Annotated in this window: 18 protein-coding genes; 6 read left to right on the top strand and 12 right to left on the bottom strand. The window is 58.0% G+C overall.

Annotated elements, in window-relative coordinates; genetic code table 11:
- Nucleotides 1-50 precede the first annotated feature (50 nt).
- The 6 genes from IGS16_RS09330 to IGS16_RS09305 all read right to left on the bottom strand — a co-directional run bounded on the left by IGS16_RS09330 (nucleotide 51) and on the right by IGS16_RS09305 (nucleotide 6,959).
- Nucleotides 51-752 carry a lipase gene (locus tag IGS16_RS09330; protein WP_297085122.1) on the bottom strand — a complete coding sequence of 234 codons (702 nt, stop codon included), beginning with the start codon at nucleotides 750-752 and terminating at the stop codon, nucleotides 51-53.
- The gene (locus IGS16_RS09325; RefSeq protein WP_297085110.1) at nucleotides 749-1,645 is read right to left on the bottom strand and encodes an alpha/beta fold hydrolase; all 897 of its coding nucleotides are present in this window, start codon (nucleotides 1,643-1,645) and stop codon (nucleotides 749-751) included. The genes IGS16_RS09330 and IGS16_RS09325 overlap by 4 nt, the downstream gene beginning before the upstream one ends.
- A 137-nt stretch (nucleotides 1,646-1,782) precedes the next feature.
- Nucleotides 1,783-4,590 carry a cation-translocating P-type ATPase gene (locus tag IGS16_RS09320; RefSeq protein ID WP_297085109.1) on the bottom strand — a complete coding sequence of 936 codons (2,808 nt, stop codon included), beginning with the start codon at nucleotides 4,588-4,590 and terminating at the stop codon, nucleotides 1,783-1,785.
- 358 nt (nucleotides 4,591-4,948) lie between these two features.
- Nucleotides 4,949-6,004: a pseudouridine synthase gene (locus IGS16_RS09315; RefSeq protein WP_297085108.1), complete on the bottom strand. Its 1,056-nt coding sequence runs from the start codon at nucleotides 6,002-6,004 to the stop codon at nucleotides 4,949-4,951.
- An 18-nt stretch (nucleotides 6,005-6,022) separates the two neighbouring features.
- Nucleotides 6,023-6,319, bottom strand: coding sequence for an AzlD domain-containing protein (locus tag IGS16_RS09310; protein WP_297085107.1), 297 nt, complete (start codon nucleotides 6,317-6,319; stop codon nucleotides 6,023-6,025).
- Nucleotides 6,320-6,575: 256 nt separating this feature from the next.
- On the bottom strand, nucleotides 6,576-6,959 hold the full coding sequence (locus IGS16_RS09305) for a glutamyl-tRNA amidotransferase (RefSeq protein WP_297085106.1): 384 nt from the start codon (nucleotides 6,957-6,959) through the stop codon (nucleotides 6,576-6,578).
- A 437-nt stretch (nucleotides 6,960-7,396) separates the two neighbouring features.
- Between IGS16_RS09305 and IGS16_RS09300 the strand changes: the two genes are divergently transcribed.
- Both IGS16_RS09300 and IGS16_RS09295 read left to right on the top strand, forming a co-directional pair.
- Nucleotides 7,397-8,266, top strand: coding sequence for a DUF928 domain-containing protein (locus IGS16_RS09300; RefSeq protein ID WP_297085105.1), 870 nt, complete (start codon nucleotides 7,397-7,399; stop codon nucleotides 8,264-8,266).
- A 113-nt stretch (nucleotides 8,267-8,379) separates the two neighbouring features.
- Nucleotides 8,380-8,859: a CRR6 family NdhI maturation factor gene (locus IGS16_RS09295; RefSeq protein ID WP_297085104.1), complete on the top strand. Its 480-nt coding sequence runs from the start codon at nucleotides 8,380-8,382 to the stop codon at nucleotides 8,857-8,859.
- A 101-nt stretch (nucleotides 8,860-8,960) separates the two neighbouring features.
- Here the strand turns inward: IGS16_RS09295 and IGS16_RS09290 are convergent, their stop codons facing one another.
- From IGS16_RS09290 to IGS16_RS09275, 4 genes are all read right to left on the bottom strand, one after another.
- A complete protein-coding gene (locus IGS16_RS09290; protein ID WP_367185762.1) occupies nucleotides 8,961-9,950 on the bottom strand; it encodes a methyltransferase in 990 nt (329 codons plus the stop codon).
- 437 nt (nucleotides 9,951-10,387) lie between these two features.
- Complete coding sequence (locus IGS16_RS09285; RefSeq protein WP_297085102.1) at nucleotides 10,388-10,687, bottom strand: hypothetical protein; 300 nt, start codon at nucleotides 10,685-10,687, stop codon at nucleotides 10,388-10,390.
- A gap of 61 nt (nucleotides 10,688-10,748) precedes the next feature.
- Nucleotides 10,749-11,213: a hypothetical protein gene (locus tag IGS16_RS09280; protein ID WP_297085101.1), complete on the bottom strand. Its 465-nt coding sequence runs from the start codon at nucleotides 11,211-11,213 to the stop codon at nucleotides 10,749-10,751.
- Nucleotides 11,214-11,346: 133 nt separating this feature from the next.
- Nucleotides 11,347-12,876: a site-2 protease family protein gene (locus tag IGS16_RS09275; RefSeq protein WP_297085100.1), complete on the bottom strand. Its 1,530-nt coding sequence runs from the start codon at nucleotides 12,874-12,876 to the stop codon at nucleotides 11,347-11,349.
- A gap of 464 nt (nucleotides 12,877-13,340) precedes the next feature.
- On the opposite strand from IGS16_RS09275, the gene IGS16_RS09270 reads away from it, so the two are divergent.
- Nucleotides 13,341-14,030, top strand: coding sequence for an MBL fold metallo-hydrolase (locus tag IGS16_RS09270; RefSeq protein WP_297085099.1), 690 nt, complete (start codon nucleotides 13,341-13,343; stop codon nucleotides 14,028-14,030).
- A gap of 14 nt (nucleotides 14,031-14,044) precedes the next feature.
- Here IGS16_RS09270 and IGS16_RS09265 read toward each other — a convergent pair whose 3' ends face one another.
- Complete coding sequence (locus IGS16_RS09265; protein ID WP_297085098.1) at nucleotides 14,045-14,869, bottom strand: HAD family hydrolase; 825 nt, start codon at nucleotides 14,867-14,869, stop codon at nucleotides 14,045-14,047.
- 558 nt (nucleotides 14,870-15,427) lie between these two features.
- Here IGS16_RS09265 and IGS16_RS09260 point away from each other — a divergent pair.
- A complete protein-coding gene (locus tag IGS16_RS09260; RefSeq protein ID WP_297085097.1) occupies nucleotides 15,428-18,349 on the top strand; it encodes a PAS domain S-box protein in 2,922 nt (973 codons plus the stop codon).
- 16 nt (nucleotides 18,350-18,365) lie between these two features.
- Here IGS16_RS09260 and IGS16_RS09255 read toward each other — a convergent pair whose 3' ends face one another.
- Nucleotides 18,366-19,124, bottom strand: coding sequence for a hypothetical protein (locus IGS16_RS09255; RefSeq protein ID WP_297085096.1), 759 nt, complete (start codon nucleotides 19,122-19,124; stop codon nucleotides 18,366-18,368).
- A gap of 325 nt (nucleotides 19,125-19,449) precedes the next feature.
- On the opposite strand from IGS16_RS09255, the gene IGS16_RS09250 reads away from it, so the two are divergent.
- Complete coding sequence (locus IGS16_RS09250; RefSeq protein WP_297085095.1) at nucleotides 19,450-20,370, top strand: site-specific DNA-methyltransferase; 921 nt, start codon at nucleotides 19,450-19,452, stop codon at nucleotides 20,368-20,370.
- Between the two features lie 375 nt (nucleotides 20,371-20,745).
- Nucleotides 20,746-20,936, top strand: a 191-nt coding sequence (locus tag IGS16_RS09245) for a hypothetical protein (RefSeq protein WP_297085094.1), incomplete at its 3' end; no start/stop codon positions are given.

Below are 20,936 nucleotides of genomic sequence, written 5' to 3'. Positions count from 1 at the left end.
CGGGGAACTTTGACTTGATTTCCAGCCAAGCGGAAACCCAGTCGCAGGTTTCACGCCAGATATCGCGCCCACTGGCTCACGATTTCCGGCGAGCCGTACCAGAGTCGTCCCGGTCGCGGCGAATGAACGACATCCGGCAGGGTAATATTCTCCGCGCCTTCCAGGTGGGCTGCTTCGATGGGCGTAATGCCGTCGCCCCAGCAGCCGCCTACACCGCAGGTCATTTCGTAGCTGCTGTGGGCAAACCAGGTGCCCGGTCGCCGCTGCCCATACACGGCCTTGCCCGCCACGCACACATAGCGCACCTGCGGATAGAATGCGCCCGGATAGTGCGTTTTCACAAAGTCTAGGTTACGCCGCGTCCAGCGCTCCTGGCTGATGTGGGGGGTGCCCAGGGTGACCAGCGTCGCCACCGATGGATGGGCCTTCCAGAGACAAGACTTGCCCGCGTCGCTGGGGTGAATCTGGTACGGCACTTCGCCCAAATAGATCCGAGCAATCCAGCCGCCTGCGGAATGGCCGACCAAATTGAGGCGATCGCCCCCTGTTTCCTGTTGCACCTGGCGCACCGTCGCATCCAGCTTTTCCAGAATCGGGGTCATCGAGCGGCCGCCCAGCGTTGGCACCCAGTCTCGTCGCCGCAGGGGAACGGTCTTGGCCCAAAAGCCCAGCCCTTCGAGCGCCTGCTCCATCTCGCGATAGGGGGCAGCATCGGCAAAGTACCCCGGCAAAATGACGGTCGGCAAGCTCATCCCCGGTTCCCCGCGCTCAACCAGTCCAGCAGCAGCCGATTCACCGTGTCGGGGCATTCGTCGTGGGGACAGTGGCCGGCCCCCGCAATGGGCGTATACTGCACGCGATCGGGTTCGGCGGCCGCCAGTTCGCGATAAATTTTGGAGCCTGCAATCGGAGTCCAGGGGTCGGCATCGCCCCACAGCACCAGAATCGGCTGCTGCACACGGGGCAACAGTTCCGCAGGGCTGGGGCCGGGCGGAGCCGTGAGAATTGAGGCAAAGACCTTCTGTGCGCCGGGGTCGCAGGAGGGTTCGTAGATCAGGTTCACCAGTTCATCGGTGACGGCGGTGTGGTCGCGGTAGACCTGCATGAGGGTGCGGCGAATGCGAGGCTTTTTGCGGACTTGCTCAAACAAAAACGGCCCCACTAGGTCAGAACTCACTAGCTGAGTAAACGCGCCCATGACCAGCCGCAGCGGTGGGTTTAGCTCCTCTGGGCGATGGTTCAGCCCGCCTGCTGCGTTGAGCAAAACGACGCGCTGCACTAGGTCGGGATAGTCGGCGGCCATCATCAGGCTGAGCAACGCGCCGATAGAGTTGCCGACAAACACAGCCGGTGCGCCGATGTGGGCGACCCAAAAGTCTTTGAGCAGGTCTTGCCAGAGTTCCAAACTGTAGGCGATCGCCGGTTTACTCGATCCACCAAAGCCCAGCAAATCCAGCGCAAACACACGATAGCCCGCCGCCGCCAGCACGGGGATATTATTTCGCCAGTGCCCAATAGCCGCGCCAAAGCCGTGAATTAGGACAATCGGCTGACCCGCGCCCTGCACAGTGTAGCGGATGGTGTGGCCCTGCCAGTCCCAGGTGAGCGGTTCGAGGGGTTGGGGTGCGGTGAGTTGAGAAGTCACAGATAAGAGGCTACGGAGAATATTGAAGTTTTCTTAACTTCTTCTATCATAAAGGCTTTATCGCCCAGCCCACTTCCTCACCCGCTTCTGCAACCTTCCCTCTTCCTTCTTCCTTCTTCCTTCTTCTCTCTTCCCTTTTATCGCCCAGCCCACTTCCTCACCAGCTTCTGCAACTCTACTGCCCAAAAGCCAATCGTGCTAACCCCCACGCAGGCCCACAACTCAACGCCTGTGAGCGGCTGAGTTTCAAACCAGCGCTGGAGAACTAGCAGTGTCATCACCAGCATTTGTAGCCCAAAGGTGAGCAACACTGCGCCTAGCATGGGCTTGTTGCTCAGCAGCCCAATTCGCGCCAGCAGGCGGTTTTCGGAGCGCATCGCCAGGGCCAGCCAGATCCGAGAAAACGCCAGCGTTGCAAACACCATCGTTTGCCAGTTGGGACGGCCCGTAGACCAGACCCAATAGCCAAAGCCCAGGAACATGACCCCCATGAGAATGCCGATCCACACAATATCGCGCCCCACGCCCCGGCTAAACACACTTTCGCCCGGTGGATAAGGCGGTCGCTGCATCACATTTTTCTCGGCGGGTTCTACGCTCAGTGCCAGCGCCAGCAGCCCGTCTGCCAGCAGGTTGATCCAAAGAATCTGAATGGGTCGCAGGGGCAGGGGCATGGCGATCAGCGGAGCCAGCAGCATCAGCACCACGCCGCTGACATTGCCCGTCAGGTTGTAGCGGATGAACTTGCGGATGTTGTCGTAGATGACGCGCCCCTCTTCGACCGCTGCAACGATGGTGGAAAAGTTGTCATTCAGCAGCACCATGTCTGCCGCTTCTTTGGCGACATCGGTGCCCGTAATGCCCATCGCCACGCCGATGTCTGCCTTTCGCAGGGCGGGCGCATCGTTTACCCCGTCGCCCGTCATGGAGACGATTTCGCCGCGATTTTTCAGGGCTTCCACAATCTTTAGCTTTTGCTGCGGCGAGACGCGAGCATAGACCGACACCTCGCCCACCTGCTGCTCTAGTTCCTCAGTGGAAAGCTGGTTCAGCTGCTGCCCAGTCAGGTATTTGTCGTTGGTGGCAATTTCCAGATCGCGGGCGATGGTGCGGGCCATCAGGGGATGGTCGCCCGTGATCATGACCGTGCGGATGCCTGCTGCGTTGCAGGTTTGCACAGCGGTTTTGGCTTCGGGCCGCGCCGGATCGAGCATTCCCACCAGGCCTACCATCACCAGGTCTTGCTCGACTTCTAGTTCTCGACCCGGAGGCGGCAGTTCGTTTAGCAAGCGAAAGGCCACACCGAGGACGCGAGTGCCCATGCTGGCCAGCCGGTCGTTATCTTGCAAAATGCGATCGCGCATGTTGGCATCAAGCGGCTTTTGCCCGTTGTCCCAAACGTGGGTAGACACCTCTAGCATTCCGTCGATCGCCCCTTTGGTGAAGGCAATATAGGGCGCATTGGGCAGCTTGACTAGGCTCAGCACCAGCTTGCCCACATCGGAAGACTCCCACCCCTGGCGATCGCCCCACTGGTGGATCGTCGTCATCCGCTTGCGGTCGGAATCAAACGGTGCTTCGGCAACGCGAGGCAGCAGCACTTCTAGTTCTTCTTTGCTCAGGCCTAGACGATCGGCTGCGACCACTAGGGCGATTTCTGTCGGGTCGCCCAGCGCCTTGTCTTTGCCGTCCTCATCTTCTCTGACGAGCGCGTTGTTGCAGAGGGCGCTGCCTCCCAGCGTCAGGGCGATCGGCGCACTCAGCGGCACGCCATCTCCAGGGCGAAAGATGGACTTATTGCCGTCTAGCCGGGAGGTAATTTCGGCAAAGGATTCGCGCAGTTCCACCTGTTCGCCCGCCAGCGCCAGGATTTTCACCGTCATGCGGTTTTCTGTCAGCGTGCCCGTTTTGTCGGAGCAAATCGTGGTGACGGAGCCGAGGGTTTCTACCGCAGGCAGCTTGCGGATCAGGGCTTGCCGCTTTAGCATTCGCCGCGAGCCGATGGCCAGGGCGATCGTCACCACGGCGGGCAACCCTTCGGGAATAATCGCCACGGCCAGGCTGACCGCCGTCAGGAACAGATCTTCTACATTGCCGCCCCGCGCCAGACCAATGGCAAACATGAGGGCCACCAGCGCAAGAGCGGCAATCGCCAGCCGTTTGCCCAGTTGGTCGAGTCGCTTTTGCAGGGGCGTTTGCTCCGATTCCACGGACTGGATCGAGTCGGCAATTTTGCCCAGTTCCGTGTCCATGCCCGTTGCGACGACTAGGCCACGCCCGCGCCCGTAGGTGACGACCGTGCCCATGTAGACCATGTTGCGGCGATCGCCCAATGGCAAGTCTTGCCCATCAATCTTCGCCACCTGCTTTTCTACCGACTCTGACTCGCCCGTAAAGGCGGCTTCTTGGGTTCGCAGGTTGGTGCTTTCTAGCAGGCGACAGTCTGCCGGAACCTGGTCGCCGTCCTCTAGCTGCACAATGTCGCCCACGACCACTTCTCGCGCCAAGATCTGCTGCCACTCGCCATCGCGCAGCACCCGCGCCTTGGGCACGGCCATTTTTTTGAGTGCTGCAAACTCCTTGCCAGCCCGATATTCTTGCGTGAAGCCCAGCACCGCGTTGAACACCACGATCGCCAGAATCGCCAGCGCGTCTTCAAAGTCACCCAGCAGCGCCGAGGCGATCGCCGCCACAATCAGCACCACCACGGTCGTTGCGGTGATCTGTTCCCACAGCATCCGCAGCACGCTTTTGGGCGGCGGCTCGGCCAGTTCATTTGCGCCATTTTGAGAGAGGCGATCGCTTGCTACTGCCTGACTCAGCCCCGTGCGTGGATCGGTTCCAAGCTGGCTCAGCGCTTCCTGCGGCTCCAGCGCATACCATCGCGTCTCCTCTCCGGTTCTCGTTCGCTCCAGCGCATGATCCGGTCGATTGCCTTTATTCATGGAAAGCCTGCACCATTTGCCCTATTGGCACTAGACGTTAGTTCAAGAAGTTATTCGAGAAGTCGGTTCGAGGCGCTAAGAAAACGGATACCACCCTACTGAAGTCAGGACTACAACACCCCTACGAACGGGAATTAGGGCGACTGAAGTCACCCCTGCGAACGGGAATGGGGCGACTGAAGTCACCACTACGAACAGTGAGGAGGGATGGCGGCTGCCTGATCTGGCAACGTCATGGTATCTGACACTCATATCTCATAGCATCAATCCGCATTCATAGCATCAATCAGCAGATTGAGGGAGTATTTGACAAGTCATAGCTCAAACAATTGGGTGTGAAACAGGCGTGCCTCATCGTTCAACGACGTGCAAATGGGGCGGGAACCGTGAACGTCATCGGCTGCGCGTGGGTGGGGTGCAAAAACGTGAGATGGTGAGCATGCAGGCAATAGCCACAGTCGCCAGGAACGGGCAGTTTTTCAGACGCTTCGATCGTTTCGGCTTCCATGTCGAAGGTGCGGGGCGTGCCGCCAGGAGCGTAGAGCGGGTCACCCAGCAAGGGATAGCCCACCGCCGCTAAGTGGATGCGGATCTGGTGGGGGCGGCCAGTGAGGATGGTCATTTCAACAAGGGTGCGATCGCCCTGCCGCTGCAATACGCGCCCTTCACTGTAGGCAGGCAAACCATCGGACACAGCGCCATACACGTAGCCGAGAACCGGATGGGGCAACTTGCCGATGGGCTGAGTAATAGTAAAGCGATCAGGCAGATCGCTAGGGGCGACTAGCGCAAGATAGGTTTTTCGTAAAGGGCGATCGCCCAGATGCTCAGGCAGATGAACTGCTGAGGTATACCAGCCAGAATGCAGATGCGAACGCCGGGGCGAACTAGAAGGCGAATGTGAGTTCGCAATAAAATTCAGCAGGATCTCTGCCTGTCGCGTCTGGTCGCGCATCTGCTGGCTGAGGCGAGATTTTGCGGCGGGCGATCGCCCCAGCAGCACCAAACCAGAAGTCCCCCGTCCCAAACGATGCACTGGCGTTGGCGGGTTCTGCGGATAGCGCTGCTGCAACTGCCCCAGCAGCGTGTGTTGCAAAAAGCCGCCCCCCGGCAGCACGGGCAAGCCCGAAGGCTTGGCGATCACTAGCACGTCCGAATCTTCGTGCAAAATATCAAACGCCAGCGGCACGTCGGGTTCCTGCCAGGGGGGACGATGGTAGGCAAGCTGCTGCCCCAGGCACAGCACATAGTCTGCCGAAACTGGCTGACCATTCACCAAAACCTGCCCTTGGGCAATGCGGCTTTGCCACTCGTCGCGGCTGGAGTGTGGATAGCGCTGGCTGTAATAATCCAAGAGCGATCGCCCTACGTCGCGCTGCGTCACCTGCTCCCGATAGACCCAACCCTGGTTCATAAATCGCGCTGCAAGCCGCTAAGCAAAGGACGAAACCGCCCCAAACACCACACATCCCAGCAAAATGCACACCGCCAGCGGCCACTTGCACAGCGCCCCGCCCACCACCGCCAGCGTCGCCAGAATCGTCGCCACCGTTTCTGAGGGCTGGCTCCCCAGACCCATTACGCTCGCTGCTGCCATCGCCAAAATCACCGCCAGCGGCAGATAGCTCAGCCATCGGGTGGGAACCCACCGTTCGGGCAGCCACACGCCCGCTGTTCGCATGAGAAATGTGCCAATACCTGCAAGCAGGATGAGGAGGGGGAGGGACATACAAGGATGAGATATAAGACCGAGATAGGGTGTGGTGTTGATTTTGGATTTTGGATTGGCAATTTTGGATTGGCGATTTTAGATGGCCAGTCCGAGTGTCTACAGGGCTTTCAGCGACTCGGCTTTCAGCGATTTATTTACAGCAGCATTTGGGAGGACTGGTATGAGGCGCAAGGTCGGCGCTCTCCTCATCCTATTACCTCTCCAAGTCTTCAACCCAAAATCCAAAACCCAAAATCTAAAATCCCTCACTCCATCAATCTGTCCGTTCCATATATGCTCGCCACCCGCCATACTCCGTAATTTCCCGTTGCCCTTCGCACAGGTACGGCTCTCCTAGCACACCCAGCACGTCTTCGCCGTCGTCTAGCCTAAGGCGGCCGATGCAGAGGCCGGGGGGTTCTTGCAGCAGGAGTAGACCCAGACCGTCTAGGGGAACCTCCCAGACTTCGACGGCGATCGCCCGGCCCCCGTCGCGCACGCGCAGCATCGCTGGATGGCGATCGCCAATGCTCCACAGGCGATAGGCAGGCTCGGTTTTGGCTTCGCGGACGAAGATAGCTCCTACCGCAAGCAGATTGCCATTGAGCGCCAGACCCCGCATCAGCGTTCCATTAACCGCAAGGGGAATTCGTTGCATAGGATACTGTGGCTCTCTCCAAGGTTTTCTCTAAGATCCCAGCATTTATCCAGGGCTTAACGGATGTTTGTGGCAGAATAGCGGACTGACCTCACCAACTCTTAGCAGAACTTTTGGCAGAACTTTTGGCAGAATAGGGCTGGCGGGGATTATCCCCAATGCGAATTTATTCTGGAAGCTGGCGATCGCCCCCTCACTCGATTTCACTATTCGCCCGCCTCATTCTTAGTTGCCCGATCACTATTAGTTGTCCGAGTAGCAGAATAGTTCCAAAAAGCACTTGCAACGCTTGCACCCTGAAACGCACTAGTGCTATGTCAGAGCTAGAAATTAGGTTGGTAGTAAGCGCTTTAGCGCTGAAGCACTTACTACGAGCCAAGGTATCACCCTAAAACTAAACCATGACGCTGCACTAGCCCCTTGAACCGATGAATCAAATGCGGATTTTTTTATCACCCTCTACGCTGCTCGTGGCGCTGTTGGGCACGGGAATTGTCTCCGAAAGCAGCACTGCTGAGGCGCGGGTTTTCCAAAATGCTGCGCCACGTTCCGTCTTGGACTCATCTGCGCTATCCCGTCCGGCCTTCGACCCGCCTGTTCAGATCGCGCAGCTAGGGTTTAGCGTGCGGCAGTCTCGCCCCGTCCGCAATCGCATTGGCGGCATCACGCGGGGCGGCCAGGCGTGCAGCCTAGATGGAGCAACAGTGGTGCGGCTGCTGCCCCTGGTGCCGCCCACCGACCCGACTGCTGCTGAGCAGGGCAAGATCAACATTGAGCCAACGGTTTCCGAGCAGCCGATGGTGTTTGTGTATGTGCCGCAAACGGTGGCTCGGCAGGCGCAATTTTCGGTGGCGATCGCCACGGATACCCCTTCTGGGCGCACGGTAGAGGAAACGCTCTATGAATACCGCCTGCCACTACCCCAACAGCCCAGTGTTATTGGCATTCCGCTGCGGCCGCTGGACGAAGGACGGCTCTATCGCTGGGTGTTTCAACTCCAGTGCGACCCGACGGGCGATCGCTCTGGAGATGCGCTGACAGACGGCTGGCTCCAGCGAGTCGCCCCCAACAGCAGTCTCTCACTGCGGCTCAACCGCGCCACACCGCAAGAACTGCCCGCCCTCTACGCCCGGTCGGGCCTGTGGCAAGACACGATAACCAGCCTGGGAACCCTGCGAGCCGCCACGCCTGGTGATGCAGCCCTGCTTGCCGACTGGGCCAGCCTGCTGACCTCTATCAGGCTAGACGACCTGGCCAACGTGCCGCTGCTATTTCCCCCTGTGGAATACCGCTCCCTGCAAGAATAAGACCAGAATCAGAAACGCTGGGATGGTGGTTCTTTAGGCTTTCCTGGTTACCCGCGTTGACTGCAAACGTAAAAGCAATAAGCATTCTGCCAGTCCTCTCCCCCTGTCCCAATATGTCCTCCGTTCTCACGATCACGTCCGACCAGATCAATCGCCTAGACCTCTCTCCTGCGACGGCGGCGATCGCCCCTTGGCTGGCTCAGCAGCCCAGCGCCGCGGCCCAGCCCAGCCTCCAACTCCAGTTCAAGATCGACATTCCCCGCGATCCCGACGACCCGCGAGAACTGTCGGAAATTCCGGAGGTGCGCCTGTGGTTTGTACGGCTGGATGCGAGCTATCCCTGGCTGCCGCTGGTGCTGGACTGGGAAGCGGGCGAATTGGGTCGCTATGCGGCGATGCTGGTGCCCCACGAATTTAGCCGCACCGAGGGCATCCGGTTCAACCCGGAAGCGCTAGAGCTGTTTGTAATGAGCAAGATCTTTGCCGTGGCGGACTGGATGCAGCAGCACGGCGGCATCAGCCCCACTCGGCTCAAGTTCATGACCCAACTGCTGGGCTATGAGCTAGACGACGGCTTTTTTGCGCTACTGTAGACGGCTTGCGCGAATGGTCGCGTGGCGATGCCATACAACCATTCACGCTTTCATTCAGGCTTTCAGCACTGCATTCATGCCAGACGGCTGTGGCAGGCAGGCTAGACAGGCACTGCCTCGATGATGCTGACGGGCGAGGCGGTGGGGATCACTCGGCGCAGGGCAAACCCAGCCTGAGCCAGGAGTTGCCGAAATTCTTCGGCGGTGCGCTCGCAGCCGCCGGGAGCCACCACCAGCATATTGATGTCCATCAGCTTGCTGGGCGACGGCTCGTTGCCTTCGGGAACGACGTGTTCCACAATCAGCAGCCGACCTGTCTCTGGCATTGCTGCACGACAGTTTTTCAAAATGGCGATCGCCCGCTCGTCGTCCCAGTCATGCACGATATGCTTCAACAAATAGGCATCGCCACCGGAAGGCACTTCTTCAAAAAAGCTGCCGTTGGACACCATGCAGCGATCGCCCACGCCAGATTGTGCGATCGCCTCGCCCGCGCCCTGAATTACCGCAGGCAGGTCAAACAGCAGCCCGTTGAGATGCGGATTTTGCTGGAGCAAGTAGAGCAGCAGCCCGCCCTGTCCGCCCGCCACATCGACCAGCGTGGTGACATCTGAAAAGTCGTAAGCCTGGGCGATCGCGGGTTTGACGATCCTAGAAAACTGGGTCATGGCGCGATCGAAAATCGCGGCGGGTTCGGCATTCATTCCGTAGTATTCAAATATGTTTGTGCCATACAGTTGCTCGAACGCGCAGCCCCCGGACTGCACGCTGCCCAGCAACCCGCCCCAGGCCATGTAATGTTCTTCACCCAGCATGAGGGCGATCGCCTGCATAGAGTTGGGCGCATCGCTCCGCAAACACTCCGCCAGCGGTGTCATCGCAAAATGTTGCGGCTCCGTCTCGGCAAACACGCCAACACTCGCCAGCGCCCGCATGACTCGAAACAGCGATCGCGGATGTGCGCCAACCTGCGCCGCCAGCGCATCGATCGACTGCGGCCCGGCTTGTAGCGCATCCGCCAGATTTAGCTTTGCCGCTACATAGAGACACTGCGTTACCCAGGCTCCGGTTAGCATTTGCATGATCACCATTTCTGGGGGCAGGGCAAATTCGGGCGCAGCGGGCTGTGGCGACACAGGTAAGGAAGCCGAAGAGCCTGAGGCAGAGTCAGTTACAAAAGTCATGACGATTCCTGATCTAAGTAAGTTAAGTAAGTTTCAGCGTCAATGTTCAATTCAATGCTCAATTCAATATTCAATTCAACGGCGTGAGGGGTTCGTTCCGCCAGCAAAGCATATTGCGATCGCCCAGAGGAGGTATGCAAACGGTTGCAGATCTGTCTGCATCAGTCCTGAATGGGCAAACTGCCTTCGCCTCAAAGACTACCGGCCACCACCCCGCAATTCCGAATTTTCCACACAAAAATTAAGCAGCTTATTTGAGCCGTCTACTCAGAAACTTGATGCACAGGCCCCGATTTGCTTGCCATTGGGTGATCCGGGTTGCCCGCAGAAAACGCTAACGCCCTTCACACAACGCCCTTCATACTCCGTAGCAAAGTGCTGCTTGCACCAGGCAATTCCATCCAGTACAACCGTCCATCCAGCAGCTCGGAGACGACTGAGTTTTCGCTGCTGCTGCTAGCTGCAATCTGCCGCGCCGCCACCTGCGCCATTCCCTCGTCGGATAGCCCGCGAACGCACAACGGGCGATCGAGCGCCGGCACCTGCTGCATTATGCCGAGCGCTTTGAGTGGACTCGCGCCCTGGATCTTCCGCAAAACGGCATTATGATCAACACGCTCTATCTGGGTGAAGTGCTGCACCATCTGCGGCGAGAGGTGCGGGCATAAAAACGAGTCAGGAAAGCCCCTCAGACCGACCAGTGCCTCAGTGAGGATGTTGCCCCTTCTGGGCGGCGGCCCGCTCTTTGGCCAACCGATCCACCGTTTCGCCTAGGGCGGCCGTCAGGCTCTTGCGGGTTTGGTCGTGGTCGGTCTGCTCGGCCCGGAGCGCCTGGGCCAGGCGATCGCACTCTACTAGGGCTTGCGCCAGGGCTTGCTGCAACGATTCCAGCGTATCCAGACTGGCGATTTTTTGGGCGATCGCCGGGGGCACGTCGCCATTGAGTTGGGGTAGAGGGTTGCTCTGGGTCATTTGCAGGCGCTCTTTCAAATCGGCGATCGCCTGCTGTGACAGCTTGGTTTCGGTGCGCCGCTGCTGAGCCTCGGTTTCATATAGCCGCCGCCAGTTGGCTGCACTGCTCAGCGCCTCGTCTCGCTCTTTGTAGGCGCTCTCCAGCTTGTGCTGCAAATGCTTAATTTCAGCTAACCACTGCCGGACATCCTGACTCATGACTCAACGGCTCCTCCAACGTGAGTGGTGAATGGGTGGACAAAAAGAAGACGGACATCGCCTTGTTTAATCAACGGGCAGTGCAGCATCAAAACCGCAAAGAACCAGAAACCAACTAGCGTATACCAATTTTCTATCCAGCGATACCCAAAAGCTGTGCCAAAATGGGCGGCGGCGGCAGCAAGATGACGATCAGCAGCGTCAGTGCAGCCAGCCCCAAAAAGTCGCGCAGGTTGTCCAATTCGCTCACATCATTGAGCGTTGGCGCATCTACCGCGGGTAGTAAAAATAACAGCACCGCCCACAGTAGGAGTTCTTGCTGCACCAGCGACAGCAGCAGCACTAGCAGTCGCGCTACCTGCCCGATCAAAGCGCCCATCCGCTGACCAAACATGGCATGAACAATCTGCCCGCCATCCAGTTGTCCCACAGGCATCAGGTTGAGCGCTGTGATCACGATCCCAATGCACCCCGCTACGGCCACCGGATGCAGCCGCAGCGCCGTTTCTGCTGTAAACGCGCTACCCAGCGCCAGCTTGCTCAGCACCGCCAGCAGCAGCGAACCGTGGGGATTAAACGACTCGAACCGGAAAATACCCGACTCGGCAGTGCGCTGAATCGGCTGCGACTGCGCTAGCCCCCACAGCAAGATCGGCAGGCTGATCAAAAAACTGACCATTGAACCCGTCAGCCCGATGTCGAACAGGGCGCGACGATGGGGGACGGGCGATCGCCGCTGGAGCAGCGCCCCAAACGTACCGAAGGGAAACACCGCCATCGGCGGCACAGGGATGAAGTAGGGATAGGACACCCGTAGCCCATAGCGACGCGCCACCCAGAAATTTGCCAGTTCCCGCCCGCCCAAAATCAGCAGAATGGCGATCGCATAGGGCAGCCCCGTCAGCAGTGTCGGCAGGTCGAAGCTGAGATTGCTGGCCAGCGGCTCATCTGTGGCTGCACCTGTGGTAAAGCGCTCCATCAGGATTGCCCCGCCCAGGCAAGTGGTCAGCAGCGTGGCCGCAAACAAGCCGAGCGATCGCCCCAGTCGTCGTTCGGGTTTTCCGTCCGCTTGGTCTGCTTGGTCGCGCTGGGCCTGGGCATTGGGCACGAGGGCAAAGAAGGGTTTGCCGTTCAGCCCTTCTTGAAACAACACCAAGAAGCGATCGCCAAACTGAGCTTCAATATTCTCGCGAATCGTGCGATAGGCCACCTCCGGCGAACTCCGCAACTGTCCGCGACAGATCAGCGCCTGCGGCCGATACTCCAAATTCTGTAAGTAGTAGACTGACCAGGGAAAGCAATTTTGCAACGTGGCTTCTTCCTGTCGATCAATCGGGCGCAGCGGCGCTTTGGGGTCTGGCTCTGGCTGTTGCGGAGATGGCTCGGCAGCGGCCTCGGCTGTGGCGGGTCGAGGCGGGCGGCCCCACTGCACCAGTAGCCAATACAGCACCGGGCTAATCAAAAATGGCCCAAACAGTAGTGCTGCGGGAATTCGAGCATCTGGCCCATTCAGCAAAATCCACCCCGTCCAGACCAGCGCAGGCAGCATCATCACCAGCCACAGCAGCCAGATGGGGGTGCGCGTGATGCTGGACACGCTTCTCTGCACGATGTAGTAGGTAAATAGCCCAGTGATGCTGAGCAGCAGCAGCCAGAAAATCATAATGGGCTTCTCAGAAGCAGTTAAAAAAACGCTTGTGAGCTTTCAAAGCTCTGGTAGACTAAATGGTTTAACTTGCGGTTTTCACGGGTAGATCTCCAGGATACTCTGGATTCCTCGGTCTCGTGAAACACGATTCGAGTCACGCCAGGGTAGAAAAACAAATCGTTTGAGCTAATTTTAAGGATTCCGAGCGCGATGCGCGTTCCGTACTTTAGGCTTCCCAGAAGAAGGGTCTCGCCAACCCACTGCTTTGGTTGCCCAGATTCCACGCGCTGCGCCTAAGCCCCCCAAGGATTGCTGGAAACTACAAAAGATTGTAAAAAGACTGCAAAAAATTGCGAAAACCTTTGAAAGGCTGCAAAAAATCGCCTGGGCGTGCATCCCTCGCCGCTTCGCTCGAAGCTTAGTCCTTAAATCCCATTGCCACTATCCTAATTTTTACCCACTATCCTAATTTTTACCCTATGTCTATTACGTCTATTGCTGCTCGTCCTGCTGCCACCAAGCCGCCGCGCCTCGTGCTGTCGGAGATCTGGGCGTTTGCACCCAATCGGGATGCCCTCGGCGGCACAGCCTATCTGCTGCAAACTCCCGACGGCAACCTGCTGATCGACTGCCCTACCTGGGACGACACCACCCGCCAAGCCTTGGGAGAATTGGGCGGTGTGCGCTGGCTGGTGCTGACCCATCGGGGGGCGATCGCCCATGTCTCTGACTTCCACAAAAGCTACGGCTGCGAAATCCTGATCCAGGAACAGGAAGCCTACCTGCTGCCGGGGCTGCCCGTCACGCCGTTTCAGCAGGAGCATGAGATCAGCCCTGCCGTTCAAATCCTCTGGACACCCGGCCATTCCCCTGGTTCCGCCTGTGTGTACACCCCGATGCAGGGCGGTGTGCTGTTTTCCGGTCGGCATCTGCTGCCCAATCGCCAGGGCAATCCCGTGCCACTGCGCCTGTCCAAGACCTTTCACTGGCCGCGCCAGCTCCGCAGTGTCGAAAAATTGCGCGATCGCTTTTCATCCGACACGCTCCAGCATCTCTGTCCGGGCGCAAACCTCGGCTTCCTGCGCGGCCAGCCCACCATCACCCCCGCCTACGAAAGGCTCGCCGCCCTCGACCTCGATGCCCTCCGCACCCAGCCTCCCGGCTTGTAGGTTGGGAAAATGCCTTAGTTGCTGAGCGATGAACCGACCCAGCCGGGAAACGCTCCGGCAAATTGCGCCAGAGAGATCAGGTGAATCTGCGGGTCTTGCTGGGCGGTGTCGTGCTCGGCGGCGGTGTTGTAGCCCCAGTCTGCCAGAAATAGCTGGACGGCTGCCAAATCGGGCTGGAGCTGAATCGCTTGCAGCGTCTTCAGGCGATCTTCTACAAACCAGATGGTGGGCGGTGTGCCGTCTTGTGTGTGCTGTTGGAGCAGGTCACGCAGGGTTTGCGCCTTGGGCTGGCGAATTTCTTTACCAATCAGGCGATCGCCCGGAAAGTCCACCCCCTGCTGCGCCAAAAGCTGCCGAATAAAGCGCGATTCCTTGGTGCTGATGATATACACATCCACGTCACTGCGAAGCACCTGCGCCACCCGTTCTACCACGCCCGGATAAAAGCGATGCTGGGCTAGCCAGGTGTCCAGATCGGCGGCGATCCACTCGTCGCGGCTGCCATCTAGGGCGGCGCTGAGGTCGGCCGGGTTCAGCCCTTCCCGCTCGATCTGTTGCTTGGCCAGCGTGCCCCAGGTTGCCAGGATCTCGTCCTCGGAGATGCCCTGCAAGAGCGATCGCACGATCAGCGGCATTTCCCAGCCCGTTTCCACCACGGGCCGCGTGCGATAAAACGATTCCGCCAGTCCCGCAGGCGGCGTTTTCTCCTCTGGCGACCAGATACGGCAATAGCCCCGCCACGCCGTTTGAAAATACTCGATCATGCCATCACACAGCACCCCGTCAAAGTCGAGCGCCAACAGCGTCGGCATGGCATCGGCTAGCACAGGAATAGACATAGGGCTTACCAGAGAGATGACGGGTTGAAGCAGCCTGTGCTTGCGGACAGTCGCAATATGCTGGGTTTGTCACGAAACCAGAACGCTACGCCGAAAGCGACCGGATGCAAATCCAAGCGTCAGTCTATCGCAGATGAAATTGGGCATTGCGTAGTCAGGCAAACTGTGTTGAGCCAAAACTCATGGCAAAGTAGGAGAAATTCGTTGATTTTCAGCTAAATGGGTGTTAAGTCGAGGTCAATTTTGATTTAAGGATCGCCATTAAGGATCAATCAAGGTGCTGTGTGCGAATGCTGCGGAAGCGGGCGATTTGGGGTGGCTGAGGGCTGTCGGCCACCGGGCGATCGCCCCAGAACAGCAAGAACGGCTCGCGATTCTTTAGAACTGCAAGCGCAGCGCAAAGCTTCAGAACCTCGCAAAACGCTGTAAAATCTGAAGTCTTCGCTTTGAATTCTGGAGTGACGCAGCCAGAGCTTGTAGATTAAAAGGCTATTCGGAATTATCGAAACGTGGTCGAATAATTGCCGGAGGTTTGGCAAACAAACCCCTCTCTGCGCTATGGTTTCTGGGCTTGACTATCTTCGGGCACTGCGAGACTGCTGCCAAGACGAAGCCGCCTTTGAGCGGTTAAAGGTGCTGCTCAACCTGGCAGATGGCTCTGCACAGTTACCTCTAGACGCTCATTCTGCGGAACAGCGCTATCGCGCCATGCTGGATGCCATTCCCGATCTCATGTTTCGGCTCGATCGCCAGGGATATTACCTGGATTTTGAGGGCAAGCAGGTGGTGACGCTGCCCCGCGAGGCAATGATTGGTAAGCACGTCACCGAGATTCTGCCGCCGGATGTGGCGGAGGTTTGTCTGGCGGCGATTCAGCGGACGCTGGAAACTGGGCAACTCCAGACCTGCGCTTACCAGCTTTGGGTGGATGGAGCATTACGAGACTATGAGGCGCGGCTAGTGGTAAGTGGAAAAGACGAGGTGCTGTCGGTGGTACAAGATGTGACCGATCGCCAACGGGTAGAGTCAGATTTGCAGACGAGTGAAGAGCGGCTCCGCTGCTTTTTTGAAGCGACCTTTGAGGCGGTGATCATTCACAACTTTCAGCAGATTTTGGACGTGAACCCAGCAGCGGTGGAACTGCTGGGATACTCGGCAGAAGAGCTGATTGGGATGCCCGTGATTGATCTGATCGCGCCAGAGTCGCGGGAGATGGTGCGCGAAAAGTGGCGATCGCTCTCCCATCCCGAAGATTCCTACACTTATGAAGCCACGGGCATCCGCAAAGATGGCAGCCGCTTCTTTGGTGTGGTGTTTGCTAAGGGCATCGAGTATCAGGGTCAGCGAGTGCGAGTCGCCAGCATTCGAAACATTACTGCCCGCAAGCAGGCCGAACTGCGCTATCAGGCGATGCTGAATGCCATTCCTGATCTGATGTTTCGGATTAATCTGGACGGCATTTACCTAGACAGCAAGGCAGAGCGTGATAGCGACCTGCTAGTGCCTGCCAAAGATCTGGTGGGCCGATCCATTTACGACGTGCTGCCCCATGATGTGGCAGAACAGCGGATGGAGTTTGTGCGGCGGGCGATCGCCACGGGCGAAATCCAGGTCTTTGAATATCAACTGCGGCTCAAGCATCCGTCGAAATATGCGGCCGCCCAAAAGGACTGCGACCCCTATCTACGCGACTATGAAGCGCGGGTCGTGGTCAGCGGCGAAGATGAAGCGCTGGTCATCGTGCGCGACATCAGTGAACGCAAACAAGCCGAAGCTGCCCTCCGACTGTCGGAAGAAAAATTCTCCAAGGCCTGGCGCTCTAGCCCCAACCCCATGAGCATCGCCACGCTGCTGGGGGGGCACATGATCGACTGCAACGACGGCTTTTTGGAGGTGATGGGCTATCGCCGCGAGGAAGTGATCGGGCAGCAGGTGCATGATCTGAAACTGTGGGCCCGACCGGGCGATCGCGACAAAATGGTTGCCATGCTCCAGCGAGATGGCTCGGTGCATAACCTGGAACACTACTTCTGCACCCGCAACGGCGAAGTCCGGGAGGGGCTGTTTTCTGCTGAGATTATTGAAATCAACGGCGAACAATGCCTGATCGACACCATCGTAGACATTACTGAACTGAAGCGGGCCCAGGCACAACTGCTGGCTACTACCGAGCGCGATCGCCTGCTAGGAGAAATCGCCCTCCGCATTCGCCAGTCGCTCGACCTGGAGCAAATCTTGAACACCACCGTAGAAGAAGTGCGGCGCGTGCTAAAAGCCGATCGCGTCACCATCGGGCTAGATCTGGACGATCGGCGCGGGCAGATCGTTGCAGAATCGGTCGATTCGCGCTGGCGCTCTATGAAGGGGCTAATCATCGAAGACATGGAGTATCTGGAGGAAACGCGGCAGGGCTTCACCCAGCACGAGGTCGAAGTGGTGAACGATGTGGCCGCCAGTCATCATCCCCGCGCAACTAGGGCGCTGACCGAGTTTCAGGTGCAGGCGTGGCTGGCCGTGCCGATTACGCTCGAGAACGATCTGTTTGGACTGCTGGTGGTGGATCAGTGCGACGGCCCGCGCCAGTGGCGCACCGAAGAAATCGAATTTTTATCGCAACTGGGCACCCAGGTCAGCATTGCCGTTCAGCAGTCCAGGCTCTACGAGCAGGTGCGCGAACTCAACACCGGCTTGGAGCAAAAGGTGCGCGAACGAACGCTGGAGTTGCAGCAAAAAAACGAAGAACTGCTGGAGCTAAACGCGCTCAAGGATGAGTTTTTGAACGCCTTTTCCCATGACCTGCGAACGCCAGTGATGGGGATTTCACTGGTGATCAACAACCTGCTGAACCAGCCCGGAGACACGATTCCCCTCAGCCGCGCCATGCTGGAGCGAATGCTGCAAAGCAATGATTATCAATTGCAGCTTATCAAGTCGCTGCTGGAGGCGCACTCGGCTGAAACGCGGGGCGTGTCGCTGAATTATGAACTGGTGCAACTGAGCCTGCTCATTCAGGTAATCGTGGAAGATCTAGAGCCGCTGGTGGTCAAAAACCATGCCACCCTGCGAAACGACGTGCCACCGGACTTACCGCTGGTAAATGCCGACTCGATGCAGATTCGGCGCGTGTTTGAAAACCTGATTACCAACGCGCTGAACCATAATCCCCCCGGAATTTGCATCACCATCAACGCCACGGTCGAGGGCGACCTGGTTCGCTTTACGATTCAGGACGACGGCGTGGGCATGGCTCCCGAAACGTGCGATCGCCTCTTTACTCGCTACAGCCGCGGGCCAAACTCGCGTCATTCCACGGGTGTTGGGTTAGGGCTATACTTGGCGCGGCAAATCATCACCGCCCACGGCGGACAGATTGGCGTGACCAGCACCCCCGGCAATGGTGCAACCTTCTGGCTGACGCTGCCGCTGGCCATTCCCCCTGGCGCAAACCCGACACCAGAAGATGAATTAGATGTGAATTAGATGGAGTTAGCGTGACCTACGCTCGCTCGGTCATGCGCGTGGTGCGGAAGGTGACATTCACGCCTTCATTGGATTGCTCCAGCACCAGCAGCGGCGTGGGTTTTGCTTTTTGATCCCAGTGAATCGAGGCAATGCGCCCTTGAATCGTCGGCTGCCAGTTGTCATCAGCGTGCTGGCTCATGTAGGTTTGCAGGCAGTCGATAATCTGGTTAATCGTGACCGAGGTGGGCTGAGTGGGCAGCTTCGCCAGCTTGATCTGGATGCGGAACAGCACGCCTTTTTTGCCGCCCGGAATATCCGTCAAGTCGTACTGGACATCGAAGATTTCATCGACTTGGCGGGGGGTGCTGGCAATGCCCAACGTCCCTTGCTCTGCTTGAGGCGGGCGCAGGGCAACGGTAATTTTTTCCTTGATCTTGATCTTGATTTGGTTGACGATGGCGAAATGGAATTTTTCTTCTTCCATTCGCAGCCGCAGATAGTCCAGGTTGAACTCACGGGAATGCACCAGATCGGGATTTTTCTCCATCTTGCTGATGGTGTTGAGCGCCAGCTTCAGCTTTTTCTGAAGTTCCCGATTTTTGTATTCCTCAAAGCGCTTTTCTTTAGTGATCTTGTCGTAGGTAAACTTGCTGTAGGCCCCTAGCCCTATTAGCAGTAACAGTAGACCGCCGGACGTATACATCCAAAACTGTCCGGGCTGAGACGGCTGTGCGCTGGCTTGGGCAAGCGTTGGCTGAATGACAATAGGCTGGACTGAAACGTTGGCTGACATGGCAGGGCTAAATACAGGGCGTAAGGGATATGCATCGTGTCCTACTGGTTAAAATGCTCCCTGACTCTGGCGATCGCGCTATCAAGCATCTCTCTTTAAGCTTCTACATCTTCTAGCTTTGGGCATTCCAGCTTTGGGTATTCCAGCTTTAGAAATTCCAGCTTCAGATATATTGAAAGCGTCTACAAGCTTAGAGTGCCCAGCTTTGGCTGAGAACCCTACAGCGGGCGATCGCCAGATAAAGTTGATTGCTCAACCTCAAGCGATCTCAGGGATGGATCTCAGAGATTAATTTCAGTATGGATTAAACAGAACTAGGTTCGCAATGCCACATCGCCATCCCCCCGCGCCAACCGACATTTCCCCCCCGCCTCAGACCTTTTCTTTGCAATACACCCACGCCCACGGGCAACTCTATCAGGGCGACTCGGCGGCCTGGCTGACCTCGCTGGCAACAGAGAGCGTGGATCTGGTGTTTGCCGACCCGCCCTACAACGTCAAAAAGGCAGATTGGGACAACTTTGCCAGCCAGGAAGACTACATCGCCTGGTCGCTGGAGTGGATCGCGCAAGCGGCGCGAGTGCTAAAGCCCACCGGATCGCTCTATATCTGCGGCTTTTCGGAAATTTTGGCGGATTTGAAACACCCCGCCTCGCGGTATTTTGCAGGATGTCGCTGGCTGGTGTGGCATTACAGAAACAAGGCAAACCTGGGGCAAGACTGGGGGCGATCGCACGAAAGCATTATTCACTTTCGCAAGAGCAGACGCTTTCGGCTCAACCTGGACGACGTTCGCATTCCCTACGGCGCACACACGCTCAAATACCCCGCCCATCCCCAGGCCGACAGCAGCGCCTACGGCGGCAAGGTCGATCAGACAGGCAAATCCCGCGCCTGGTTGCCCCACCCCAGCGGCGCAAAGCCCAAAGACGTGATCGAACTGCCCACCACCTGCAACGGCATGGGCGAAACCACCCCCCATCCCACCCAAAAGCCAGAGGAACTCCTGCGAAAGCTGGTGCTGGCGGCATCGAGTCCGGGCGATATCGTCCTCGACCCGTTTTCCGGATCGGGCACAACGCTGGTGGCCGCAGAGCAGCTTGACCGCCGCTGGCTCGGCTGCGACCTGAATGCAGAATACAACCAGTGGGCGATTCGCCGCCTCGAAGCGGTGGACTGCCGATCGCCCCAAGCCTGGATCGAGCGCGATCGCAAAACCGCCGAACGCCGCGCCTCTATCCGTTAGCGCCCGACCTCGTACACTGTCCATATCGAATCGGTCAACGCTCGATAAACAGCGCACCGCCCTGCGATCGCCACCAACCTGCTTCACATTCCGTAGCAAAATTTTGCTTGCACTGAGCGATCCTCTCGACTACAATCGTCCATCAAGCTGTAATTTTTCCAACACGCAGCTTATTCCACGCCCCGAAAATTTGGCCGGTTCGTCGTTTACGGCATTGGTAGATGTTGACACCACCTACCAACGCCTGACCCCAGGACAGTCCGAGCTGTCTCAGGGCTTTGCCTATTGTATGGCCGCCTTGAAACCTGCTTTGCGTCGTTTGGGCGGCCATCTTTTCGGGGTTTCCCTACCTCGTTTCCAAGGAGGAAACCCCAAATGCTAACAATTCAATACACCTGGTCGTCCCCACGCTCGGAGGCGACCCAGTTTTCGCTGCCCCCGCTCACCTGCGAGCTGCCCCACCGTCGCCGCCTGCGCCACTACATCATCGGCCTGCCCGAAGATGCCCAGATGGCCATCGACCGGCTGCACCTGCTCCGCTACGCCGAACGCTTCGAGTGGACTCG

The sequence above is a fragment of the Thermoleptolyngbya sp. C42_A2020_037 genome (assembly GCF_015272455.1).
Taxonomy (GTDB): domain Bacteria; phylum Cyanobacteriota; class Cyanobacteriia; order Elainellales; family Elainellaceae; genus Thermoleptolyngbya.
The sequence above is the reverse complement of the archived record's forward strand: the minus strand, read 5'-3'. Positions and strand labels throughout refer to the sequence as shown.